This is a genomic window from Duganella sp. 1224 (assembly GCF_013408245.1).
Classification (GTDB): Bacteria; Pseudomonadota; Gammaproteobacteria; order Burkholderiales; family Burkholderiaceae_D; genus Rugamonas.
The window spans coordinates 162760-180852 of the sequence record NZ_JACBYS010000005.1 but is presented as its reverse complement, the minus strand read 5'-3'; the positions used below and the strand labels follow the sequence as shown (position 1 = coordinate 180852).

Genomic DNA, 18093 nt, shown 5'->3' with positions numbered 1-18093 from the left:
CCGCACGCAGTTGCCTCGACATCAGCGTCACCACTTAAGGGTCGGCCCCCGTACAGGGTCCGACCCTGCATGGCCGTGCGGGTCTGCTTGCCTTTTCCAATTCCATGGTCTAATCTACAATAAACCTGCCCATCATCTGCGGAAGAGGAATTCACCGTGCCCTCGCTGTCCTCGATCAACGCGCTGCAAGCATCGGTTGTACAGGCTGAAAGGCAGGTACAGCGCGATCAGGTGCGCGTGAACGAAGACGCGGACCGGCTGGAAGCCAGCCGCGACCAATTGGCCAAGGACAAACAAACGCTGGCCGACAACCAACGCGACAGCAACCAAGCCACGCAAGCGGCGCAAAAGCCGCTGCCCACGGTCAATCTCCCCCGCGCCATCGAAAACCCGCCGCGTTCCGAGCAGCAGCTACCGCCGGAACTGGCCGTGCCCAAGCCTCAGATCAACACGCTCGGCCAGACCATCGGCAAGTTCATCAACATCACCGCCTGATCAGGCGTGCGCGGCCGCTGCGGCGGCTTCCCGCTGCGCCAGCGGCTCCCACCATTTGGTCTCTGCGTGCGGCTGCAGGATATCCAGCGGCTGGCCGATTTCCGGCGTGGCGATCGGCAACCGGCGCTCCTCGGCCAGCTGGGCGATGCGGTCGAACGGATCGTGCCACGCATGCAGCGACAGGTCGAACGTCCCGTTATGAATCGGCAGCAGCACCTTGCCCTGCAAATCGATGTGCGCCTGCAAGGACTCCTCCGGCTGCATGTGCACATCCGGCCATTGCGGATCATAGGCGCCGGTTTCCACCATGGTCAGGTCGAACGGGCCATAACGCCGGCCGATCTCCTTGAAACCATCGAAATAGCCGCTATCGCCACTGAAGAAGATCCGAACGTCGCGATCCTCGATCACAAACGACGCCCACAGCGTCTTGTTGCGGTCGCCCAGGCCACGGCCGGAGAAATGCTGCGCCGGCGTTGCCACCAGCTTCACGCCCGCCACATAGGTGCTCTGCCACCAGCTCAGCTGCTGCACCTTCTTCGCCGGGATGCCCCACGCAACCAGGCGGTCGCCCACGCCCAGCGTGGTGATGAAATGCTCGGTCTTGCCGGCCAACTGCTTCACTGCCGCGTAGTCCAGGTGATCATAATGGTCATGCGACAGGATCACGCCCTTGATCGGCGGCAGCTCATCGATGCTGATCGGCGGCTGGTGGAAGCGCTGCGGCCCGGCCCACTGCACCGGCGACGCGCGCTCGGAAAACACCGGATCGGTCAGCCAGAAATTGCCGTTGAGCTTGAGTAGCACCGTCGAGTGGCCGAGGCGGAACAGGCTGCGATCCGGAGCATCCAATAACTGCTGCTGCGTGATCGCGTGAACGGGAATCGGGAGCGAGGGCACGGTGTCTTTCGGCTTGTCGAACATGAAGCGCAACATGATGCCCAGCGATTTGAACAAGCCCATCTTGTGCATCTTGACCGGATTGCGGAAACGGCCGTCGGGCTGCGCGGCGCGCTGGGGACGGACAGGGTATCCAGGCTATCGACGGCGGATGGAAAAGTCATGATGGCGCTCCTGCGATTTAAAATGTACACTACACAGTGTAGTTCCAGTTTTGAGAAAAGTAAACTAGCCGGTGTAAAATAAAGCCATGAACGCGCCCCTTAAACTGACCGACCGCAAGCGCCAGGCCATTGTCGATGCGGCAATCGCCGAGTTTCGCGCGACCGGCTTCGAAGCCACCAGCATGGACAAGATCGCCGCCACGGCCGGCGTTTCCAAGCGCACCGTCTACAACCATTTCCCCAGTAAAGACGAACTGTTCGCGCAAATATTGCATGAATTGTGGAGCAGCACCGCCGCCATGCCGCCGCCGCCCTACGACCCGGCCAGGCCGCTGCGCGACCAGTTGCACCAGTTGCTGAACAATAAGATGGACATGCTGCAGGACGGCTACTTCCTCGACCTGGCGCGCGTGGCCATCGCCGAAGCCATCCACTCGCCGGCGCGGGCGCAGGAAATGGTGGCGCGCCTGACCGAGAAGGAAGAAGCCATCACCACCTGGCTGCGCGCCGCGCAGGCCGACGGCCAGCTGACCCGCGCCGATCCGGTGCTGGCCTCGCAAATGCTGCAAGGGAATCTGAAGACCTTCGCCTTCTGGCCGCAAGTGACGCTGAACCAGCCGCCACTGGACGCGGAAACGCAGCGCAAGGTGGTCGACGCCACCGTCGAGATGTTCCTGTCCTACGCGAACGCCACCGCGTAAATCGGCGGCAGGTGGGTGGAGATCGCCTGCCACTGGCCGCCGCCATCCTCCGACACCCAGGCCCCGCCGGTGGTCGAGCCCATCAGCAAAATCTGGCCGTCATCGCTGACCGCCAGCCCGTGCCGGTACACCAGGTCGTAGCACTGCGCGTGCGGCAGGCCGCCACGCCAGGCGGTGAAGTGAGCGCCGCCGTCGGTGGTGCGCGTGACCGCCAGCGAGGCGTGCGGCGGGATCCGCTTGCTGTCCGCCTCGGCCGGCACAAACCACGCCGTCTCGCCATCGCGCGGGTGCACGGCGGTGACGAAGCCGAAATTCGACACCGGCGCCGCCGGCTTGACCTCGGTCCACAGCGCGCCGTTGTCGACGCTGCGCCAGATGCCGTTGTGATGCTGGCACCACAACTTGTCCGGCTCGCCCGCGCAGCGCACGATGCGGTGCGGGTCCTGCACCGCTTCTGACGTTTGCAGCTCGGGCGGCATGTAGCTGGCCACCATGCCCCGGGCGCGCAGCGTCCAGCTGGCGCCGCCATCCCCGGTCAGCCAGGCGCCGCCGCAGGACACGCCGACCAGCACCGCGTTGCTGTCACGCGGATCGACGCAGATGCTGTGGATGCCCGGCACATCGTAGCCGCCGCCCATCCACTGCGCCCGCTCCGGCACATTCCACAGCCCCTCCACCAGCCGCCAGCTGTCGCCGCGGTCGTCGGAACGGAACAGGCCGCCCGGCAGCGTGCCGGCCCACAGCACGCCCGGCTGGTCCGGCCCGCCGGCCGCCAGCGACCAGATCTGCCTTACTTTCCACTCGACCGGATCGCCGCTGTCGGCCGGCTTTTCCGGGAAGGCTGGCGCCGCCACCTCGACCCAGTCATTGCTGCCGGCATCGCGCCGGTGCAGCTTGGCGCCGAAATGGCCGAGGTTGAGCGCCGCGTACAGCGTGCCGTCGCGCCGGTCCGGCAGCACCATCGACACCGGATCGCCGAGGAAATGCTGCTGGTCCAGCAGCCACGCCTCGTGCGTGCGGTAGGCTTCGAACAGCCCCTTGCGGGTGGCGATGTAGGCGCGGTCGGACATGGTCAGCCTCCTGACAGAGCTTGCAGAATATAGACGTGGGATTGTGGCGCCAGAACATCATCGAGCCGCCGGGGATCGCGGGCGCGCTGGCCGTCGATGAAGATGACCACGTTTTCGCGCAGGTGTCCCTGCTCGTCGAGCACGTAGCCGCGCAGCCGCGGGTGGTCGGCAAAGCACGCGTCCAGGGCGCCGCGCAGGTTGGCCGCATCGGTCTCCACCTGCGGCACGGTCATGAAGCGCCCTAATTGTTGTGTGAAGATGAGATGCGCCATGCGAACCGATTCTATGCCGATTGGCGCTAAAATGAAATCGCCTCAATCAATGGAGTCCTGCATGTCGATTACGCCGCAAGAACTGGAACTGCTGATGCAGGAAGTGGAAAAGGAAGATCCCATCGATTTCGCCGACCTGCCGTTCGACGAGCACGAGCTGCGCGGCCTCATCTCCAACCACCTGTGCGAGATGGCCGACGCGATGGAGAATTTCAGTGAGGAGGATAAGCAACTGACGCTGCTGGCCGTGGCGGCCAAGCTGGTGTTGGAGAACCTGGTGCTCAACATCCAGCTGCTGCGCCGCCACGGCGTGCCGCTGAGCGATAGCACCGAAGCGCTGCTGCAGCGCCTGCGCAAGCCCGGCGAGGAGTAACCCACCCCGTCGTTCCGGCGCAAGCCGGAACCCATGGAACGCACGCCTGGCAGAAGCGCACGCCTTCCATGGATTCCGGCCTGCGCCGGAATGACGGCGGGCGACCGTCAGGCGGCGCGCGGGAAGTCGATCTCGGTCACGTTGACCCGGTTGAACAGGTTGGTGAACGTGATCGACGTGATCGCCAGCAGCGTGTCGACGATCTGCGCGTCGCTGTAGCCGGCTTGCTTCACGGCCAGCACCACGTTGGCCGGCACGTCGCCGCTGGTGGTCACCACGCTGTGCACGAAGCTGGCCAGCGCATCCAGGCGCGCGTCGCCGCTGGCGGTGCCGTGGCGCACGCCGACGATGGCGTCCGCGCTCAGGCCGGCCTTGCCGCCCATCAGCGTGTGCGCGGCCAGGCAGTAGTCACATTGCGCATCCTGGCTGACGGCCAGCTTGATCACTTCGATTTCCTTCGCGCTCAAGCTGCTTTTGCGCAGCGCGCCATCCAGGTTCAGCGCAGCTTCCAGCGCCACCGGGCTGTTGGTGCCGATGCCGACATAGGCGTTTGGCACCTTGCCGATCGCGCCTTTGATGGCGGTGAACAGTTGGGCAGCGTGGCCGGTGGCTGCCGAGACAGGTTGGGTGAACAGACGGGACATGATGTGTTTCCTTTCAAAAGTGTGTTTGCATGGGAAACAGTGTAGGCGCGCAAGGTGCGATGATGAATACCTCAAATGCTCTATAATTTGCTCCATCGTCTCATCTCTGACTTATGGACCCACTCAGCCACCTGCTCTCCCTGTACCCCGTGCGCACCGCGCTGGACGTGCGCTGCCGCTTCGGCGCGCCGTGGGTGCTCGACCATGAAGGCGCGCCGCACGGCGTCGCCCCCTACCACCTGATCGTGCGCGGCGAGGCGCAGACCGACGGCCAGACGCTGCAGACCGGCGACATCATCGTCTTCCCGCACGGCCACGCGCACCGGCTGCACATCGGCGACCCGGCGCAAGCCTCGCCCACGCACAGCGCGCCCGGACTGCTGCGCTTTGAAGGCAACGACGGCGACGGCCCGCAGACCGACATCCTGTGCGGCGAATTCCGCTTCGACGCCGACGGCGGCGGCGGCCTGCTGGCGGCGCTGCCGGACGTGCTGGTGGTGCGCACCGCCGGCCGTCCGGACGCGCAAAGCCTGCGCCACCTGCTGCGCATGCTGCACGAAGAGGCGGAAACGCCGCGCGGCGGCTCGGAAGCCATCATCCGCCAGCTGGCGTCGGCGCTGTTCGCGCTGCTGATCCGCACCTGGCTGGAGCAGGCGCTGACGGTGCCCGGCCTGTTTGGCGTGCTGGCCGAGCGGCGCCTGCAGGCCGCCATCAACGGCATGCTGACCGCGCCGGAAAAACCGTGGACGCTGGAAGACCTGGCCGACGCCAGCCACATGTCGCGCGCCACCTTCGCGCGCCTGTTCAAGCAGGCCGCCAATGCCACGCCGGCCGACGTGCTGACGCAGCTGCGCATGGCGCGCGCCGCCCGCCTGCTGGACGCCGGCCAGCCGGCCGGTGCCGTCGGCGAGGCGGTCGGTTATCAGTCCGAGGCGGCGTTCAACCGCGCCTTCAAGCGCCAGTACGGGGTGGGACCGGGAGCTTACCGGCGGCGGGCGCCTGAATGACCAGATCGGTCTCGGCGATGGCGACGCAGGGCAGGATGTAGCCGTCGCGCTTTTCGTCCGGGCTCAGGCCCGGCCAGTCGATCTTGTAGCGCACCGCGCCGCTGGTGGCCTGGCAGATGCAGGTGCGGCAGGTGCCGTTGCGGCAGGAACTGGGCAGGCGGATGCCGGCACGGTCGGCCGACTGCAGCACAGTGTCCGGCGCCGCCGTCTCAAACGTCCATCCCTGCCCCGCCAGCGTCACCTTCATGCCTGCCATCCCGATTGCCCCGAAAGGCAATATGATATCAAGCGGGCAGGCGCAACTGCGGCTTGGCGCTGGCCGGCGGCCGCGAAGGCTGCCCGCCCACCGGCCGACCCGGCCGCGCGTGGCCCGGTCCCTGCTGCAGCTTGAACACCGCGATCGCCTGCGACACGCAGCGCGCCTGCTGCGCCAGGTTGCCGGCCGCCGCCGCCGCCTGCTCCACCAGCGCCGCGTTCTGCTGCGTGATGTCGTCGATCTTGATCACCGCCTGGTTGACCTGGCCGATGCCGGAACTCTGCTCGCGGGTGGAATCGGAAATCTCGCCCATCACCTTCGACACCCGGCACACCGATTCGATCACCTCGTTCATGGTGACGCCGGCGTTGTTGGTCAGCGCCGTGCCGGCCTGCACCTTCTGGATCGAGGTATCGATCAGCTCCTTGATTTCCTTGGCCGCCGTGGCCGAACGCTGCGCCAGTCCGCGCACCTCGCTGGCCACCACCGCGAAGCCGCGTCCCTGCTCGCCGGCGCGCGCCGCCTCCACCGCCGCGTTCAGGGCCAGGATATTGGTCTGGAAGGCGATGCCGTCGATCAGGCCGATGATGTCCAGGATCTTGTTGGACGACGCGCTGATATCGCCCATGGTCGACACCACCTGCGACACGATGTTGCCGCCCTGCGTGGCCACCTCGCGCGCGCGCTCGGCCAGCTGGTTGGCGCTGGCCACGTTGGTCGCGCTCTGCTGCACGGTGGCGGTCAGCTCCTCCATGCTGGAGGCGGTCTGCTGCAGGCTGGACGCCTGCGACTCCGTGCGGCCGGACAGGTCCATATTGCCATCGGCGATTTCGTCGGTGGCCTGCGAGATCTGGTCGAAGTTGGCGCGCACGTCGCCGATGATGCTGTGCAGGTTGATATTGGTCTGGCGCAGCGCCGCCAGCAATTGGCCGACCTCGTCGTCGCGCTGGATCTCGATGGTGGCGGTCAGGTCGCCGCCCGCCATCATGCGTGCCGCCTTGGTGGCGCGCCGCAACGGCAGCGCCACGTTGACGTACAGGTGGCGCCCAAACGCCAGCGTGCCCAGCATGGCCGCCAGCGCGGCGCCGGCCAGCCAGCCGTTGGCCCTGGCCACGGCGCCGTCGTCCAGCACCAGCAGCAGCAGGGCCAGCGCCGCCAGTGCGCCCACCAGCAAGCTGGTGGCGGCGGCGATCTGCGTCGGCAGCGACATCGCCGTCAGCGCTGTCAGGCGTGCCAGCATGCCGGTGCGCACCGCCCGCCCTTTGACGATGCGCAGCTGGCGCGGATTGCCTTGGCTGATTTCGCGGTACAGCGCGTCGGCCTCGCGCACCTGCTCGCGTGACGGCTTGGTGCGCACCGACAGATAGCCGACCGGCTTGCCGTTCTCGATCACCGGCGTGACGTTGGCCAGCACCCAGTAGAAATCGCCGTTCTTGCAGCGGTTCTTCACCAGCCCGGTCCAGGGCGTGCCGCTTTTGATGGTGGCCCACAGGTCGGCAAAGGCCTCGACCGGCATGTCAGGATGGCGCACGATGTTTTGCGGCGCGCCCATCAGCTCCTCTTCGGTAAAGCCGCTGACTTCGATGAAGTAGGGATTGGCGTAATTGATGTTGCCCTGCAAATCGGTGCTGGAGACGATGGTCTTGCCATCCTCCATCACATATTCATTGGACGTGACCGGGCTGTTTACTCGCATGACGGCTCCTTTATTTGCTTTTGTGGGATCAGTAGAGGCGAACCGGGGGCTGGGGGGCGCCACAGGCGCGCAACGGCCTGTGTACCCACAATAGAAGTTTTTTGGCGCGCGATAGTCACCAATTGTCGCAATGCCACAATTTTTGCGGCGATACAACAGGCAATCTAGTCAGGTTTGAAATTCTGACCAAGCGACATTGGCTTATTCAACAAGATTGTCTGCGGATTGCGGCAGATGATGACCAGCACCACGATCGTGGCGAGGTAAGGCAGCATCGACAAAAACTCGGACGGAATCGCCAGCCCCATGCCCTGGCCGTGGAACTGCAGCACCGTCACGCCGCCGAACAGATAGGCGCCCACCAGCACGCCGCGCGGCTTCCACGTGGCGAACACCACCTGCGCCAGCGCGATCCAGCCGCGTCCCGCGGTCATGCCCTCCACCCACATCGGCGTCAGCGCCAGCGACAGGTAGGCGCCGCCCAGTCCCGCCAGTGCGCCGCCAAACAGCACCGTGCCGTAGCGCAGGCCGATCACCGGAAAGCCGATGGCGTGGGCGCTGTGCGGCGACTCGCCCACCGCGCGGATGACCAGGCCCAGCCGCGTGCGCGCCAGCATCCAGCCGACCAGCGCCACCAGCGCCACCGACAGGTAGACCATGGCGTCGAAGCGGAACAGCAGCGGCCCGACAAACGGCAGCGCGGACAGCAGCGGAACATGCAGATGCGGCATCGGCGCCACCGTCTGCCCGACGAAGCCCTGCCCCAGGAAGGCCGAGGCGCCGATGCCGAACAAGGTCAGCGCCAGTCCGGTGGCCACCTGGTTGGTCTGCAGCGTCAGCACCAGGAAGCCGAAGATCAGCGACATCAGCATGCCCGCCGCCGCCGCCGCCAGCAGGCCGGCGACCATGCTGCCGGTACCGAGCGTGACGCCGAAGCCGGTCACCGCCCCCACCAGCATCATGCCCTCCATGCCCAGATTGAGCACGCCGGAGCGCTCCGTCACCAGTTCGCCCATCGACGCCACCACCAGCGGCGTGGCCGCGCCGGCGGTGCTGGCCAGGAAGGCGATCAACAATTCAGTGGTCATCATGCGGTGGCTCCTCGCGTGTGCGGCTTGATGCGGTAGTGGATGAACAGGTCGGCGGCCAGCAGGTAAAACAGCAGCAGGCCCTGGAAGATGCCGGTGATGGCGGACGGCGTCTGCAGCTCGATCTGCGCCGTCTCGCCGCCGATGTACAGCAGCGACATCAGCAGCGCCGACAGCACCACGCCCAGCGGATGCAGCCGCCCGACATAGGCGACGATGATGGCGGCAAAGCCATAGCCCGGCGACACCGACGGCTGCAACTGCCCCAGCGGCCCGGCCACCTCGCCCACACCGGCGATGCCGGCCAGCGCGCCGCTGACCATGAACGCCAGCCAGACGTTGCGCGGCTCGCTGAAGCCCGCGTACAGCGCCGCCGCCGGCGCCATGCCGCTGACCTGCATGCGGTAGCCGGCAAACGTGTGCTTGCAGAAGAACCACGCGGCGCCCGCCGCCAGCAGCGACAGGATGACGGCGGCGTTGACGCGCAAGCCCTCCACCAGCAGCGGCAGCGTGGCCGACTCGCTGAACATCTTCGACTGCGGGAAGTTGAAGCCGGCCGGGTCGCGCATCGGCCCGTGCACCAGATAACTGAGCAGGTGGTAGGCCACGTAGACCATCATCAGGCTGACCAGGATCTCGCTGGTGTTGAAGCGCGTGCGCAGCAGCGCCGGTATCGCCGCCCACAGCATGCCGCCGGCGGCGCCGGCCAGCAGCATCAGCGGCAGCACCCACCATGCCTGCACTTCATCGAAATACAAGGCCACCGCGCCGGCGCAGATCGCGCCGATGGTCAGTTGGCCGTCGGCGCCGATGTTGTTGACGTTGGCGCGGAAGCCGAGCGCCAGCCCGACGCCGCACAGGATCAGCGGCGTCGCCTTCAGCAGCAGCTCGCCCACGCTGTACAGCGTGGTCCACGGCTTGACGAAGTAGACGTAGAACGCGTGCAGCGGCGCCTGGCCGATGAAGAAGAACAGCAGCGATCCGCTCAGCAGCATGGCCGCCGCCGCGATCAGCGGCGACGCCAGCATCATGCGGCGCGAAGGTTCGGGACGTCGTTCAAGCCGGGACATGCTCTGCTCCTTGATCATGGAAATCGCCGCTCATCCACACGCCGATCTGGTTGATGCTGGTGGCCTTGGCCGGCACCGCGCGCGACAGGCGGCCATCGGCCAGCACGGCGATGCGGTCGCTCATCATGAACAATTCGTCCAGTTCCTCGGACAGCACCAGCACCGCCACGCCCTGGTCGCGCATGTCGATGATGGCCTGGCGTATCAGCATGGCGGCGCCAATGTCCACGCCCCAGGTGGGCTGCGCGAACACCATCACCTTCGGCGCCAGCATGATCTCGCGGCCGACGATGAACTTCTGCAGGTTGCCGCCGGACAGGCTGGCGGCGGCCGACTGCGCGCCGCCGCACTTGACCTTGAAGCGCTCGATGACCTGCCGCGCGAACGCCTGCACCGCGCCGCGCTGTATCAGGCCACGCCGGACCATGCCGGTGGCGGCGGCCGGCACGTAGCCGGTCAGCAGCGCGTTGTCGGCCAGCGACAGTGCGGGCACGGCGCCGCGCCCCAGGCGCTCCTCCGGCACGAAGCCCAGGCCGAGCTGGCGGCGCTGCGCCGCGTCCAGCGCGCCGACATCGCGCTCGCCCAGCCGTATCGCGCCCTCGCGCTGGCCCAGCGTGCGTTCGCCGGAAATCACCTTCAGCAGCTCCTGCTGGCCATTGCCCGAAATGCCGGCGATGCCGACGATCTCGCCGCCGCGCAGCGCCAGGCTGATGTCCTTCAGGCGGGTGCCGAATGGATCGCCGCTCCGCACATTCAGGTTCTCCAGCGACAGCCGCACCTCGCCCGGCGCGCGCGGCTGCTGCACGCACACCGGCAGTTCGCGGCCGATCATCAGTTCCGCCAGCGACTTCGCGCTTTCCTGCTTCGGCAGCGCGGTGCCGGACACGCGGCCGGCGCGCAGCACCGTGGCCTTGTCGCACAGCGCCTGGATCTCATCGAGCTTGTGGCTGATGTACAGGATGCTGACGCCCTCCGCCGCCAGCCGCCGCAGCGACTCGAACAGCTTGAGCACCGCGTCCGGCGTCAGCACCGAGGTCGGCTCGTCCATGATCAGCAGCTTGGGCGACTGCAGCAGGCAGCGCACGATCTCCACCCGCTGCCGCTCGCCGACCGACATGCTGTGCACCAGCCGCTGCGGATCGAGCGGCAGGCCATATTGTTCCGACACCGTCTTGATGCGCGGCGCCAGCGCCGCCGGCGACAGCTTCTGGTCCAGCGCCAGCGCGATGTTCTCGGCCACCGTCAGCGTCTCGAACAGCGCGAAGTGCTGGAACACCATGCCGATGCCCAGCTTGCGCGCGTCGTGCGGCGAGTGGATATGCACCTGGCGGCCTTCCCACATGACCTGGCCATCGTCTGGCTTGACCACGCCGTAGATAATCTTCATCAGCGTGCTCTTGCCGGCGCCATTCTCGCCCAGCACGGCGTGGATCTCGCCCGGCATCACGCTCAGGTTCACATCGGCGTTGGCCACCACCGAGGGATAGATCTTGGAGATGCCCAGCATCTGCAAGCGCGGTTCAGTCATCGGCGCCTTCCTTCATCGTATACAAATCGGATGCCGCATCAGACGCAATTAGCATGCCACGCGCAGCCCAAGGGAGATGCGCTGTTTTGGCGGCGCACTGCACTAAAGCGGGATGCCGCGCTCCCCAAAACCGTGCGAATGGTGCAATAACTTTGTATACGACTTAGCACGCTTCCTGCTTTATCGGAATCGTATCCACAGATATCGGAGTTTTTCCCATGCCTACCAAGCGCGGTACCACCGCCATCGATATGCGCATCTACAAGGCGGTGGTCAACGCCGTCATGAGCCACCGCCTGCCGCCCGGAACCCACCTGGGCGAAGCGGATTTCTGCGAGCTGTATAACGTCAGCCGCACCATCGTGCGCAAGGCGCTGCAACGGCTGGCGCACGATCACATCATCGAGCTGCGGCCCAATCGCGGCGCGGTGGTGGCCTCGCCCACGCCGCAGGAGGCGCGCGACATTTTCGCCGCCCGCCGCGCGCTGGAACGCGAGATCGTGCCGCTGGTGATCCAGCACGCCACACCGGAATCGCTGCAGCAGATCCGCGCCGCCATCGCGGCCGAAGACGCGGCGCGCCGCGGCGGCGACCGCGCCGCGTGGATACGATTGGGCGGCGAGTTCCACCTGCTGCTGGCGGAACTGGCCGGCAACCGCGTGCTGCAGCGCTTCATGGCGGAACTGGTGTCACGCTGCTCGCTCATCATCGCGCTGTACGAAACGCCCGGCAGCGCCATGTGCGAGAACGGCGAGCACCAGGATCTGGCCACGCTGATCGAGAAGCGCAAGGTCAAGGAAGCCACCCACCTGATCGAGCACCACCTGCTGGAGATCGAGGCGCGGCTGCGTCTTGCCGAGCAATACAAGAAAGTGAATCTGGCGGAAGCGTTGTCGGGTTTCTAAGAACTTGGCCCGCTTATTGCTAAAGGGGGTAGACGAGATTGAATCCAATTATCTAAACAAATTGGATACAAAAACAAAGTGCTTTCAAACCCACCATGGAGTTCACAATGCCACGTCTCGCCCGCAGCACCGCAGTCCTCGCCCTCTTCGCCGCTTGCAGCGCGCAAGCCGCCGACTGGACCGACACCTCGCTCAGCTACCGCTACGGCACCAAATTCGCCGAGCCATACAACAACAACGACATCACCAAGAACATCGTCAACCTGAGCAGCGTGTCCGGCTACAAGTACGGCAAGAACTTCTTCAGCGTCGACCTGCTGATGTCGTCGGAGCTCGATCCGTCGGCGGCCGGCTCCAACGCCGGCGCGCACGAGGCCTACGTGGTGTATCGCCACACGCTGGACTTCGGCAAGATCTTCAACAAGAGCTACGCCTTCGGCCCGGTGCGCGGCGTCGGGCTGAGCGGCGGCTTTGACTACAACAGCAAGACCGATGCCGGCTACAACTCCAAGAAGCGCATGCTGGTGCTCGGCCCCACGCTGATGATGGACGTGCCGGGCTTCCTCGATATCAGCCTGCTCGCGCTGTGGGAATCCAACGCGCCGTACAACGGCTACACCAACCAGGCCACGCCGCGCTACGCCTACAAGACGCACGCCATGCTGACCGGCGCCTGGGGCATCCCGTTCAACATCGGCATTCCGCTGTCGTTCGAAGGCTACGCCAACTTCATCACCGGCAAGGGCACCAACGAATTCGGCGGCGGCACCGCCCCCGAGACCAACATCGACATGCAGATCATGTACGACATCAGCGAGACTTTCGGCACGCCGAAGAACACCTTCAAGATCGGCGTCGAGTACCAGTACTGGAAAAACAAATTCGGCAACCCCGACCGCATCGTGCCCGGCGCCACCGCCAAGACGCCGATGGTGCGCGCGGAATACCACTTCTAACTTCTTCTCAACGTAAAGGAAACCGTATGATGAATCGTCGCACAGTACTGGCTACCCTGGCCGCAGCAGCAACCCTGGCCGCCGCGCCATCGTTCGCGGCGGAGCCGCTGAAGATCGGCTTCGTCTACGTTGGCCCGGTCGGCGATGCCGGCTGGACCTACGCCCACGACCAGGCCCGCCTGGCGATGGAGAAGGAGCTGGCCGGCAAGGTCAAAACCACCTACGTGGAAAACGTGCCGGAAGGCGCGGACGCCGAGCGCGTGATCCGCAAGCTGGTGGCGGAAGGGAACAAGCTGATTTTCACCACCTCGTTCGGCTACATGAACGCGACCGAGAAAGTGGCCCGGAGCGCGCCGGGCGTGGTGTTCCTGCACGCCACCGGCTTCAAGACCGGCAAGAACATGGGCACCTACGAATCGCGCCTGTACGAAGGCGCTTACCTCGACGGCATCCTGGCCGGCAAGATGACCAAGTCGAACACGCTGGGCTTCATCGCCTCCTTCCCGGTGCCCGAGGTCATCCGCAACATCAACGCCTTCACGCTGGGCGCGCAGAGCGTCAACCCGAAAATCAAGACCAAGGTTATCTGGGTGAACTCGTGGTACGACCCGGCGAAGGAGCGCCAGGCGGCGGAAACCCTGGTGGCGCAAGGCGCGGACGTGATGGCGCAGAACACCGACTCGCCGGCCACGCTGCAGGTGGCGCAGGAAAAGGGCGTATATGCGTTCGGCTGGGACTCGGACATGTCCAAGTTCGCGCCCAAGGCGCACCTGACCGCCGCCACCAACGACTGGACCGGCTACTACGTCGACACCGCCAAGGCCGTGCTGGCCGGCACCTGGAAGACCAACGAATATCGCGGCGGCCTGAAGGAAGGCATGGTCAAGATGTCGAAGATTAACGCGGTGGTGCCGGCCGACGCCGTGAAAGCGTTCGAGGAGAAAAAGGCCGCGCTGACCGCCGGCACCTTTGCGCCGTTCACCGGCCCGATCAAGGACCAGTCGGGCGCCATCAAGTACGCGGCCGGCGTCAAGGCGCCGGAGAAGGACCTGCTGGGCATGAACTTCTACGTGCAGGGTGTGGAAGGCACCATGCCGAAGTGAGCATGGACCCGGTCCTGCTGAACGACTGGCACCCGGTCGCGCTCTCCACGCAGATCGCGGCCGGCGCCCTGCTGGCCACCGACCTGCTGGAGACGCGCGTGCTGCTGTGGCGCGACAGCGGCGGCGTGCTGCGCGCGTGGGAAGACCGCTGTCCGCATCGCGGCACGCGGCTGTCCATGGGCGCGCTGCGCGACGACACGCTGACCTGTCCTTATCACGGCTGGGCGTTCGGCAAGCAGGGCCGCTGCACGCACATCCCCGCGCTGCCGCACGCGCCGTTGAAGGCGCAGGTGGCGGTGTACCACGTGCTGGAACAGTATGGCCTGGCGTGGGTCTGCCTCGGCACGCCGGCGCTGGACGGGCCGCCGGCGTTTCCGGAATTCGGCGATGCGCGGCTGCGCAAGGTGTGGTGCGGTCCTTACGATGTGCGCAGCAGCGGCCCGCGCATCGTCGAGAACTTCCTCGACATGGCGCACTTCGCGTTTGTGCACGAGGGCATACTGGGCGACCCGCGCCATCCGGTCATCGCCGACTACCGCGTCGAGATCTTCGACGATGCCGACTATGGCAGCGGCGTGTGGGCGCGCCAGTGCCACGCCTACCAGCCGCAGGCCAGCAAGGCCGCCACCGGCGGCAGCGATATCGAATACAGCTACCGCGTGGTGCGCCCGCTGACGGCCATCCTGACCAAGCACCCGCCGGGCGCCATGCCGGAGGCGATCGCGCTGCTGCTGCAGCCGCTGACCGAAACCACCACGCGCGCGTGGATCGTGATGGCGCTCAACGACTTCACCTCCAGCGACGAGGCGCTGCGCGGATTCCAGGACACCATCTTCGCGCAAGACCTGCCCATCCTGGAAAGCCAGCACCCGGCGCGCCTGCCGCTGACGCCCGGCGCCGAAGTCTCGGTGGCCTGCGACCGCATGTCGCTGGCCTACCGCGCCTATCTCAAACAACAGAACCTGCATTACGGAGTACTACGATGACCGCCACCGCACAAGACCACGACTTCCTCACCCGCGTGCTGGCCCTGGCGCAGCGCTCGCGCGACGAGGGCCACCATCCGTTCGCCGCCATGGTGGTGGCGGCTGACGGCACCATCATCGCGCAAGCCATGAACGCCTCCAGCAGCGACCGCACCGCGCATGCCGAGATGAACGCGCTGCGGCTGGCGTCGCAACAATACAGCCCGGCCGAACTGGCGAGCGCCACGCTGTACGCCAATGCCGAGCCGTGCGCCATGTGCGCCGGCGGCACCTACTGGAGCGGCGTGGGACGGGTGGTGTACGCGATGTCCGAAGCCAGCCTGCTGGAACTGACCGGCAGCGATCCCGAGAACCCGACCCTGTCGCTGCCCTGCCGCGCCGTGTTTGCCGCCGGCCAGCGCCCGACCGACGTCATCGGCCCGCTGCGCGAAGACGAGGCGCGGCTGGCGCACGCGGACTTCTGGCACAAATAACAAAGTTCCACGGCGAAGTGATGTTTCCGTGAGACACCACGGTCCGGTTGAATGAAACTGGATTGATTAATTCGCGCAATCGGATCAAAGTATCTTCCTGAACCATGCATCATCGGGATGCGGGGAGACAACCATGAAGATTTTGCAATTAGTCATGCTGACCGCCGTGGGAATGACGGCCCTGTCGCATGCCGGCGCCCAGGCGCCGCAACCAGACGCGCCGGCCGCGATGCGCGGTGCCGAACCGTATCTGCCCCCCGCCCTGCGCAAGCCGCTGCGCGACGCGACCGGCACGGCCTTGCTGCGCTACCAGCCAATGCAGAAACTGAAAAAGCGCTTCGAGGCCGCCGACGTGGACGGCAGCGGCACGCTCAGCCGCGAGGAAGCCCGCCAGGCCGGGCTGACGGTGGTCGACAAGAATTTCGACCACATCGACACCGCGCAACGCGGGGCGGTGAGTTTCGATGATCTGAAAACCTTCCTGATCCAGCGCCGCGAAGAAGCGCATTCGCGGTAGATTTAAAGTTTCCTTTCCCCCCAAACGAAAGGGTCTGACCCCGTACGGGGTCAGACCCTGGCCGCAGCGGTGTGCGGGGTTTGGCGGTGCCGTCCGCTGCTACGGCGCTCACTCCGGCGGCGCATCGCGGCGTGGCAAGGTCAGGCTGAAGGTGGAACCCTCGCCCGGCTTGCTGTGCAACGTCAGACTCCCCTCGTGCACCTCGGCCAACTGACGCGAGATATACAACCCCAACCCCAGCCCCGCCGGCGCATCGCTGCCCACGCCACGCTCATACGGCTCAAAAATCTTGGCCTGATTCTCCGGCGCGATGCCGGGACCGCAATCGCGCACATCCACGCGCGCCCAGTCGGTATCCACCGTCAGCGTCACGCTGACCGGCTGCTGGCAGCCGTAGCGCATGGCGTTGGTCAGCAGGTTGACCACGATCTGCTCGATGCGGAACTCATCCCACCAGCCGCTGACCGGCGTGCCCGCGTCCAGCGTGATCGCGGTGCCGGCCGTATTCGCCTGCGGCGTCAGATCATGCACCACGCGCCGCAGCAGGCCGGACAACTCCACCCAGCCCGGCCGCAACGACAGCTTGCCGCTGCGGATGCGCGACACGTCCAGCATGTCGTCGATCAGCCGGATGATGCTCTGGATCTGCCGGTCATCCCGCGCCACCATGCGCTGCAACTGCTCGGCGCCAAACGCCGCCATGTTGCCGCGCTCCAGCTGCATCTTGCGCAACTGCGTCTCCAGGTACAAGGTATTCAGCGGCGTGCGCATCTCGTGCGACACCATCGACATGAACTCATCCCGCATCAACAGCGCCCGCTCCAGCTGCGCCTGCGTGGCGGCCTGTTTCTGCTGCGCCGTCTCCAGCGCCTCGACCTGGCGCCGCATCGCCTCGCGCGCCTCGTACAGCGCCACGAACACCTGCACCTTGCCCTTCACCGCGCGCGGATCGAGCGGCTTGTACAGCACGTCCACCGCGCCCGCCTCGTAGCCCTTGAACGAGTAATTCAGCTCCTTGCCGGCCGCCGTCACGAACACGATCGGTATCTGCCGCGTCTTCTCGGTGCCGCGCATCAGCTCGGCCAGCTCGAAGCCGTCCATGCCCGGCATCTGCACGTCCAGGATGGCCATGGCAAAGTCGTGCTGCAACAGCAGCGCCAGCGCTTCCTCGCCGGAACCCGCCTGGAAGATTTCGCGCCCGTCGTCGCGTATCAGCGCTTCCAGCGCCTGCAGGTTTTCCGGCAGATCGTCGACGATCAGCAGCTTGGTGGGGGATGCGTCTTGCATTAATTATTCTCCAGCATCATCAACAGGGTGTGTATCTCTTCCAACGGCAAAATCAGGTCCGGCGCGCGCAGGCGGATGGCTTGCTGCGGCATGGTCGGCACCTCGGCCTCGTGCGGATCCTGCACCACGGTCAGGCCGCCGGCCTTGCCGATCGCGGCCAGCCCGGCCGCGCCGTCGTGGTTGGCCCCGGTCAGCAGGATGCCAACCAGCGCCGGGCCATAGGCGTCTGCCGCGGATTCCATCAAGTAATCAATCGCCGGCCGGGCGAAGTGCAGCGGCGCCTCGCAGCTGAGCGAAAAGCTGCGGTCGCGCTCTACCGACAAATGGTAGCCCGATCCGGCGAAATACAGCGTTCCGGACGCCACTTCCTCCTTGTCGCGCGCCTCGCGCACCGGCAGCCGCATGCGCTGCTGAAACACCCCGGCCAGATGGCTCTGGCGCCCATCGGGAATGTGCAGCACCGCCACCACCGCGCAGCCATAGCCGGCCGGCAGGTCCGGCAGCAGGCGCAGCAGCGCGCCAACGCCGCCGGCCGAGGCGCCGATGACCACCGCCTCCACCTTGCGGCCGGCCAGTGCTGTGCGGATATGGGAGGTGTCCAT

General features: G+C 66.1%; 21 protein-coding genes. 10 read left to right on the top strand and 11 right to left on the bottom strand.

The annotated features are described in order from the left end of the window. Positions 1–156 precede the first annotated feature (156 nt). Positions 157–495, top strand: a complete 339-nt coding sequence (locus FHW58_RS20860) for a hypothetical protein (protein ID WP_179675096.1) — start codon at positions 157–159, stop codon at positions 493–495. Here FHW58_RS20860 and FHW58_RS20855 read toward each other — a convergent pair whose 3' ends face one another. Beyond that, the gene (locus tag FHW58_RS20855; RefSeq protein WP_373996715.1) at positions 496–1458 is read right to left on the bottom strand and encodes an MBL fold metallo-hydrolase; all 963 of its coding nucleotides are present in this window, start codon (positions 1456–1458) and stop codon (positions 496–498) included. It abuts the gene before it with no gap. Positions 1459–1645: 187 nt separating this feature from the next. On the opposite strand from FHW58_RS20855, the gene FHW58_RS20850 reads away from it, so the two are divergent. Further along, positions 1646–2260 (top strand): TetR/AcrR family transcriptional regulator, encoded by a 615-nt coding sequence (locus FHW58_RS20850; RefSeq protein WP_179675094.1) that lies wholly within the window; start codon positions 1646–1648, stop codon positions 2258–2260. Here the strand turns inward: FHW58_RS20850 and FHW58_RS20845 are convergent. Next, positions 2239–3330, bottom strand: coding sequence for an exo-alpha-sialidase (locus FHW58_RS20845; protein ID WP_179675093.1), 1092 nt, complete (start codon positions 3328–3330; stop codon positions 2239–2241). The genes FHW58_RS20850 and FHW58_RS20845 overlap by 22 nt on opposite strands. Positions 3331–3332: 2 nt before the next feature. Continuing rightward, on the bottom strand, positions 3333–3602 hold the full coding sequence (locus FHW58_RS20840; protein ID WP_179675092.1) for a MoaD/ThiS family protein: 270 nt from the start codon (positions 3600–3602) through the stop codon (positions 3333–3335). A gap of 61 nt (positions 3603–3663) precedes the next feature. Here FHW58_RS20840 and FHW58_RS20835 point away from each other — a divergent pair, with 61 nt between their 5' ends. Continuing rightward, entirely contained in the window at positions 3664–3975 is a 312-nt protein-coding gene (locus FHW58_RS20835) for a hypothetical protein (RefSeq protein WP_179675091.1), read from the top strand. Between the two features lie 107 nt (positions 3976–4082). On the opposite strand, the gene FHW58_RS20830 is transcribed toward FHW58_RS20835, so the two are convergent. Continuing rightward, entirely contained in the window at positions 4083–4619 is a 537-nt protein-coding gene (locus FHW58_RS20830) for a carboxymuconolactone decarboxylase family protein (protein ID WP_179675090.1), read from the bottom strand. A 113-nt stretch (positions 4620–4732) separates the two neighbouring features. Between FHW58_RS20830 and FHW58_RS20825 the strand changes: the two genes are divergently transcribed. Then, positions 4733–5626, top strand: coding sequence for a cupin domain-containing protein (locus tag FHW58_RS20825; protein ID WP_179675089.1), 894 nt, complete (start codon positions 4733–4735; stop codon positions 5624–5626). Here FHW58_RS20825 and FHW58_RS20820 read toward each other — a convergent pair. The 5 genes from FHW58_RS20820 to FHW58_RS20800 form a co-directional block, all read right to left on the bottom strand. Next, entirely contained in the window at positions 5571–5882 is a 312-nt protein-coding gene (locus FHW58_RS20820) for a 2Fe-2S iron-sulfur cluster-binding protein (protein WP_179675088.1), read from the bottom strand. The two genes, FHW58_RS20825 and FHW58_RS20820, sit on opposite strands and share 56 nt — an antisense overlap. 28 nt (positions 5883–5910) lie before the next feature. Next, positions 5911–7578: a PAS domain-containing methyl-accepting chemotaxis protein gene (locus FHW58_RS20815; protein WP_179675087.1), complete on the bottom strand. Its 1668-nt coding sequence runs from the start codon at positions 7576–7578 to the stop codon at positions 5911–5913. A gap of 164 nt (positions 7579–7742) precedes the next feature. Further along, positions 7743–8669: an ABC transporter permease gene (locus FHW58_RS20810; protein WP_179675086.1), complete on the bottom strand. Its 927-nt coding sequence runs from the start codon at positions 8667–8669 to the stop codon at positions 7743–7745. After that, positions 8666–9736 (bottom strand): ABC transporter permease, encoded by a 1071-nt coding sequence (locus tag FHW58_RS20805; RefSeq protein ID WP_179675085.1) that lies wholly within the window; start codon positions 9734–9736, stop codon positions 8666–8668. Before FHW58_RS20805 ends, FHW58_RS20810 begins: the two co-directional genes overlap by 4 nt. Then, on the bottom strand, positions 9723–11264 hold the full coding sequence (locus FHW58_RS20800) for an ABC transporter ATP-binding protein (protein ID WP_179675084.1): 1542 nt from the start codon (positions 11262–11264) through the stop codon (positions 9723–9725). The genes FHW58_RS20805 and FHW58_RS20800 overlap by 14 nt, the downstream gene beginning before the upstream one ends. A 218-nt stretch (positions 11265–11482) precedes the next feature. On the opposite strand from FHW58_RS20800, the gene FHW58_RS20795 reads away from it, so the two are divergent. The 6 genes from FHW58_RS20795 to FHW58_RS20770 all read left to right on the top strand — a co-directional run bounded on the left by FHW58_RS20795 (position 11483) and on the right by FHW58_RS20770 (position 16204). Next, positions 11483–12169: a GntR family transcriptional regulator gene (locus FHW58_RS20795; protein ID WP_179675083.1), complete on the top strand. Its 687-nt coding sequence runs from the start codon at positions 11483–11485 to the stop codon at positions 12167–12169. 107 nt (positions 12170–12276) lie between these two features. After that, positions 12277–13125 carry an outer envelope protein gene (locus FHW58_RS20790; protein ID WP_229265425.1) on the top strand — a complete coding sequence of 283 codons (849 nt, stop codon included), beginning with the start codon at positions 12277–12279 and terminating at the stop codon, positions 13123–13125. 26 nt (positions 13126–13151) lie between these two features. Then, a complete protein-coding gene (locus tag FHW58_RS20785; RefSeq protein WP_179675081.1) occupies positions 13152–14228 on the top strand; it encodes a BMP family ABC transporter substrate-binding protein in 1077 nt (358 codons plus the stop codon). 2 nt (positions 14229–14230) lie between these two features. Next, a complete protein-coding gene (locus FHW58_RS20780) occupies positions 14231–15214 on the top strand; it encodes an aromatic ring-hydroxylating dioxygenase subunit alpha (RefSeq protein WP_179675080.1) in 984 nt (327 codons plus the stop codon). Further along, on the top strand, positions 15211–15687 hold the full coding sequence (locus FHW58_RS20775; RefSeq protein ID WP_179675079.1) for a nucleoside deaminase: 477 nt from the start codon (positions 15211–15213) through the stop codon (positions 15685–15687). Before FHW58_RS20780 ends, FHW58_RS20775 begins: the two co-directional genes overlap by 4 nt. Before the next feature lie 133 nt (positions 15688–15820). Then, on the top strand, positions 15821–16204 hold the full coding sequence (locus FHW58_RS20770; RefSeq protein ID WP_229265424.1) for an EF-hand domain-containing protein: 384 nt from the start codon (positions 15821–15823) through the stop codon (positions 16202–16204). A gap of 108 nt (positions 16205–16312) precedes the next feature. Here the strand turns inward: FHW58_RS20770 and FHW58_RS20765 are convergent, their stop codons facing one another. Then, positions 16313–17491, bottom strand: coding sequence for a hybrid sensor histidine kinase/response regulator (locus FHW58_RS20765; protein ID WP_179675078.1), 1179 nt, complete (start codon positions 17489–17491; stop codon positions 16313–16315). Then, on the bottom strand, positions 17491–18093 hold the full coding sequence (locus FHW58_RS20760; protein WP_179675077.1) for a chemotaxis protein CheB: 603 nt from the start codon (positions 18091–18093) through the stop codon (positions 17491–17493). Before FHW58_RS20760 ends, FHW58_RS20765 begins: the two co-directional genes overlap by 1 nt.

What these genes read in the sequence shown, in the direction of transcription:
- FHW58_RS20830 (WP_179675090.1), bottom strand. Translation starts at nt 4,619, where the DNA reads ATGTCCCGTCTGTTCACCCAACCTGTCTCGGCAGCCACCGGCCACGCT.
- FHW58_RS20795 (WP_179675083.1), top strand. Translation starts at nt 11,483, where the DNA reads ATGCCTACCAAGCGCGGTACCACCGCCATCGATATGCGCATCTACAAG.
- FHW58_RS20760 (WP_179675077.1), bottom strand. Translation starts at nt 18,093, where the DNA reads ATGGACACCTCCCATATCCGCACAGCACTGGCCGGCCGCAAGGTGGAG.
- FHW58_RS20820 (WP_179675088.1), bottom strand. Translation starts at nt 5,882, where the DNA reads ATGGCAGGCATGAAGGTGACGCTGGCGGGGCAGGGATGGACGTTTGAG.
- FHW58_RS20785 (WP_179675081.1), top strand. Translation starts at nt 13,152, where the DNA reads ATGATGAATCGTCGCACAGTACTGGCTACCCTGGCCGCAGCAGCAACC.
- FHW58_RS20765 (WP_179675078.1), bottom strand. Translation starts at nt 17,491, where the DNA reads ATGCAAGACGCATCCCCCACCAAGCTGCTGATCGTCGACGATCTGCCG.
- FHW58_RS20855 (WP_373996715.1), bottom strand. Translation starts at nt 1,458, where the DNA reads ATGGGCTTGTTCAAATCGCTGGGCATCATGTTGCGCTTCATGTTCGAC.
- FHW58_RS20815 (WP_179675087.1), bottom strand. Translation starts at nt 7,578, where the DNA reads ATGCGAGTAAACAGCCCGGTCACGTCCAATGAATATGTGATGGAGGAT.
- FHW58_RS20810 (WP_179675086.1), bottom strand. Translation starts at nt 8,669, where the DNA reads ATGATGACCACTGAATTGTTGATCGCCTTCCTGGCCAGCACCGCCGGC.
- FHW58_RS20850 (WP_179675094.1), top strand. Translation starts at nt 1,646, where the DNA reads ATGAACGCGCCCCTTAAACTGACCGACCGCAAGCGCCAGGCCATTGTC.
- FHW58_RS20780 (WP_179675080.1), top strand. Translation starts at nt 14,231, where the DNA reads ATGGACCCGGTCCTGCTGAACGACTGGCACCCGGTCGCGCTCTCCACG.
- FHW58_RS20770 (WP_229265424.1), top strand. Translation starts at nt 15,821, where the DNA reads ATGAAGATTTTGCAATTAGTCATGCTGACCGCCGTGGGAATGACGGCC.
- FHW58_RS20790 (WP_229265425.1), top strand. Translation starts at nt 12,277, where the DNA reads ATGCCACGTCTCGCCCGCAGCACCGCAGTCCTCGCCCTCTTCGCCGCT.
- FHW58_RS20775 (WP_179675079.1), top strand. Translation starts at nt 15,211, where the DNA reads ATGACCGCCACCGCACAAGACCACGACTTCCTCACCCGCGTGCTGGCC.
- FHW58_RS20840 (WP_179675092.1), bottom strand. Translation starts at nt 3,602, where the DNA reads ATGGCGCATCTCATCTTCACACAACAATTAGGGCGCTTCATGACCGTG.
- FHW58_RS20800 (WP_179675084.1), bottom strand. Translation starts at nt 11,264, where the DNA reads ATGACTGAACCGCGCTTGCAGATGCTGGGCATCTCCAAGATCTATCCC.
- FHW58_RS20835 (WP_179675091.1), top strand. Translation starts at nt 3,664, where the DNA reads ATGTCGATTACGCCGCAAGAACTGGAACTGCTGATGCAGGAAGTGGAA.
- FHW58_RS20805 (WP_179675085.1), bottom strand. Translation starts at nt 9,736, where the DNA reads ATGTCCCGGCTTGAACGACGTCCCGAACCTTCGCGCCGCATGATGCTG.
- FHW58_RS20845 (WP_179675093.1), bottom strand. Translation starts at nt 3,330, where the DNA reads ATGTCCGACCGCGCCTACATCGCCACCCGCAAGGGGCTGTTCGAAGCC.
- FHW58_RS20825 (WP_179675089.1), top strand. Translation starts at nt 4,733, where the DNA reads ATGGACCCACTCAGCCACCTGCTCTCCCTGTACCCCGTGCGCACCGCG.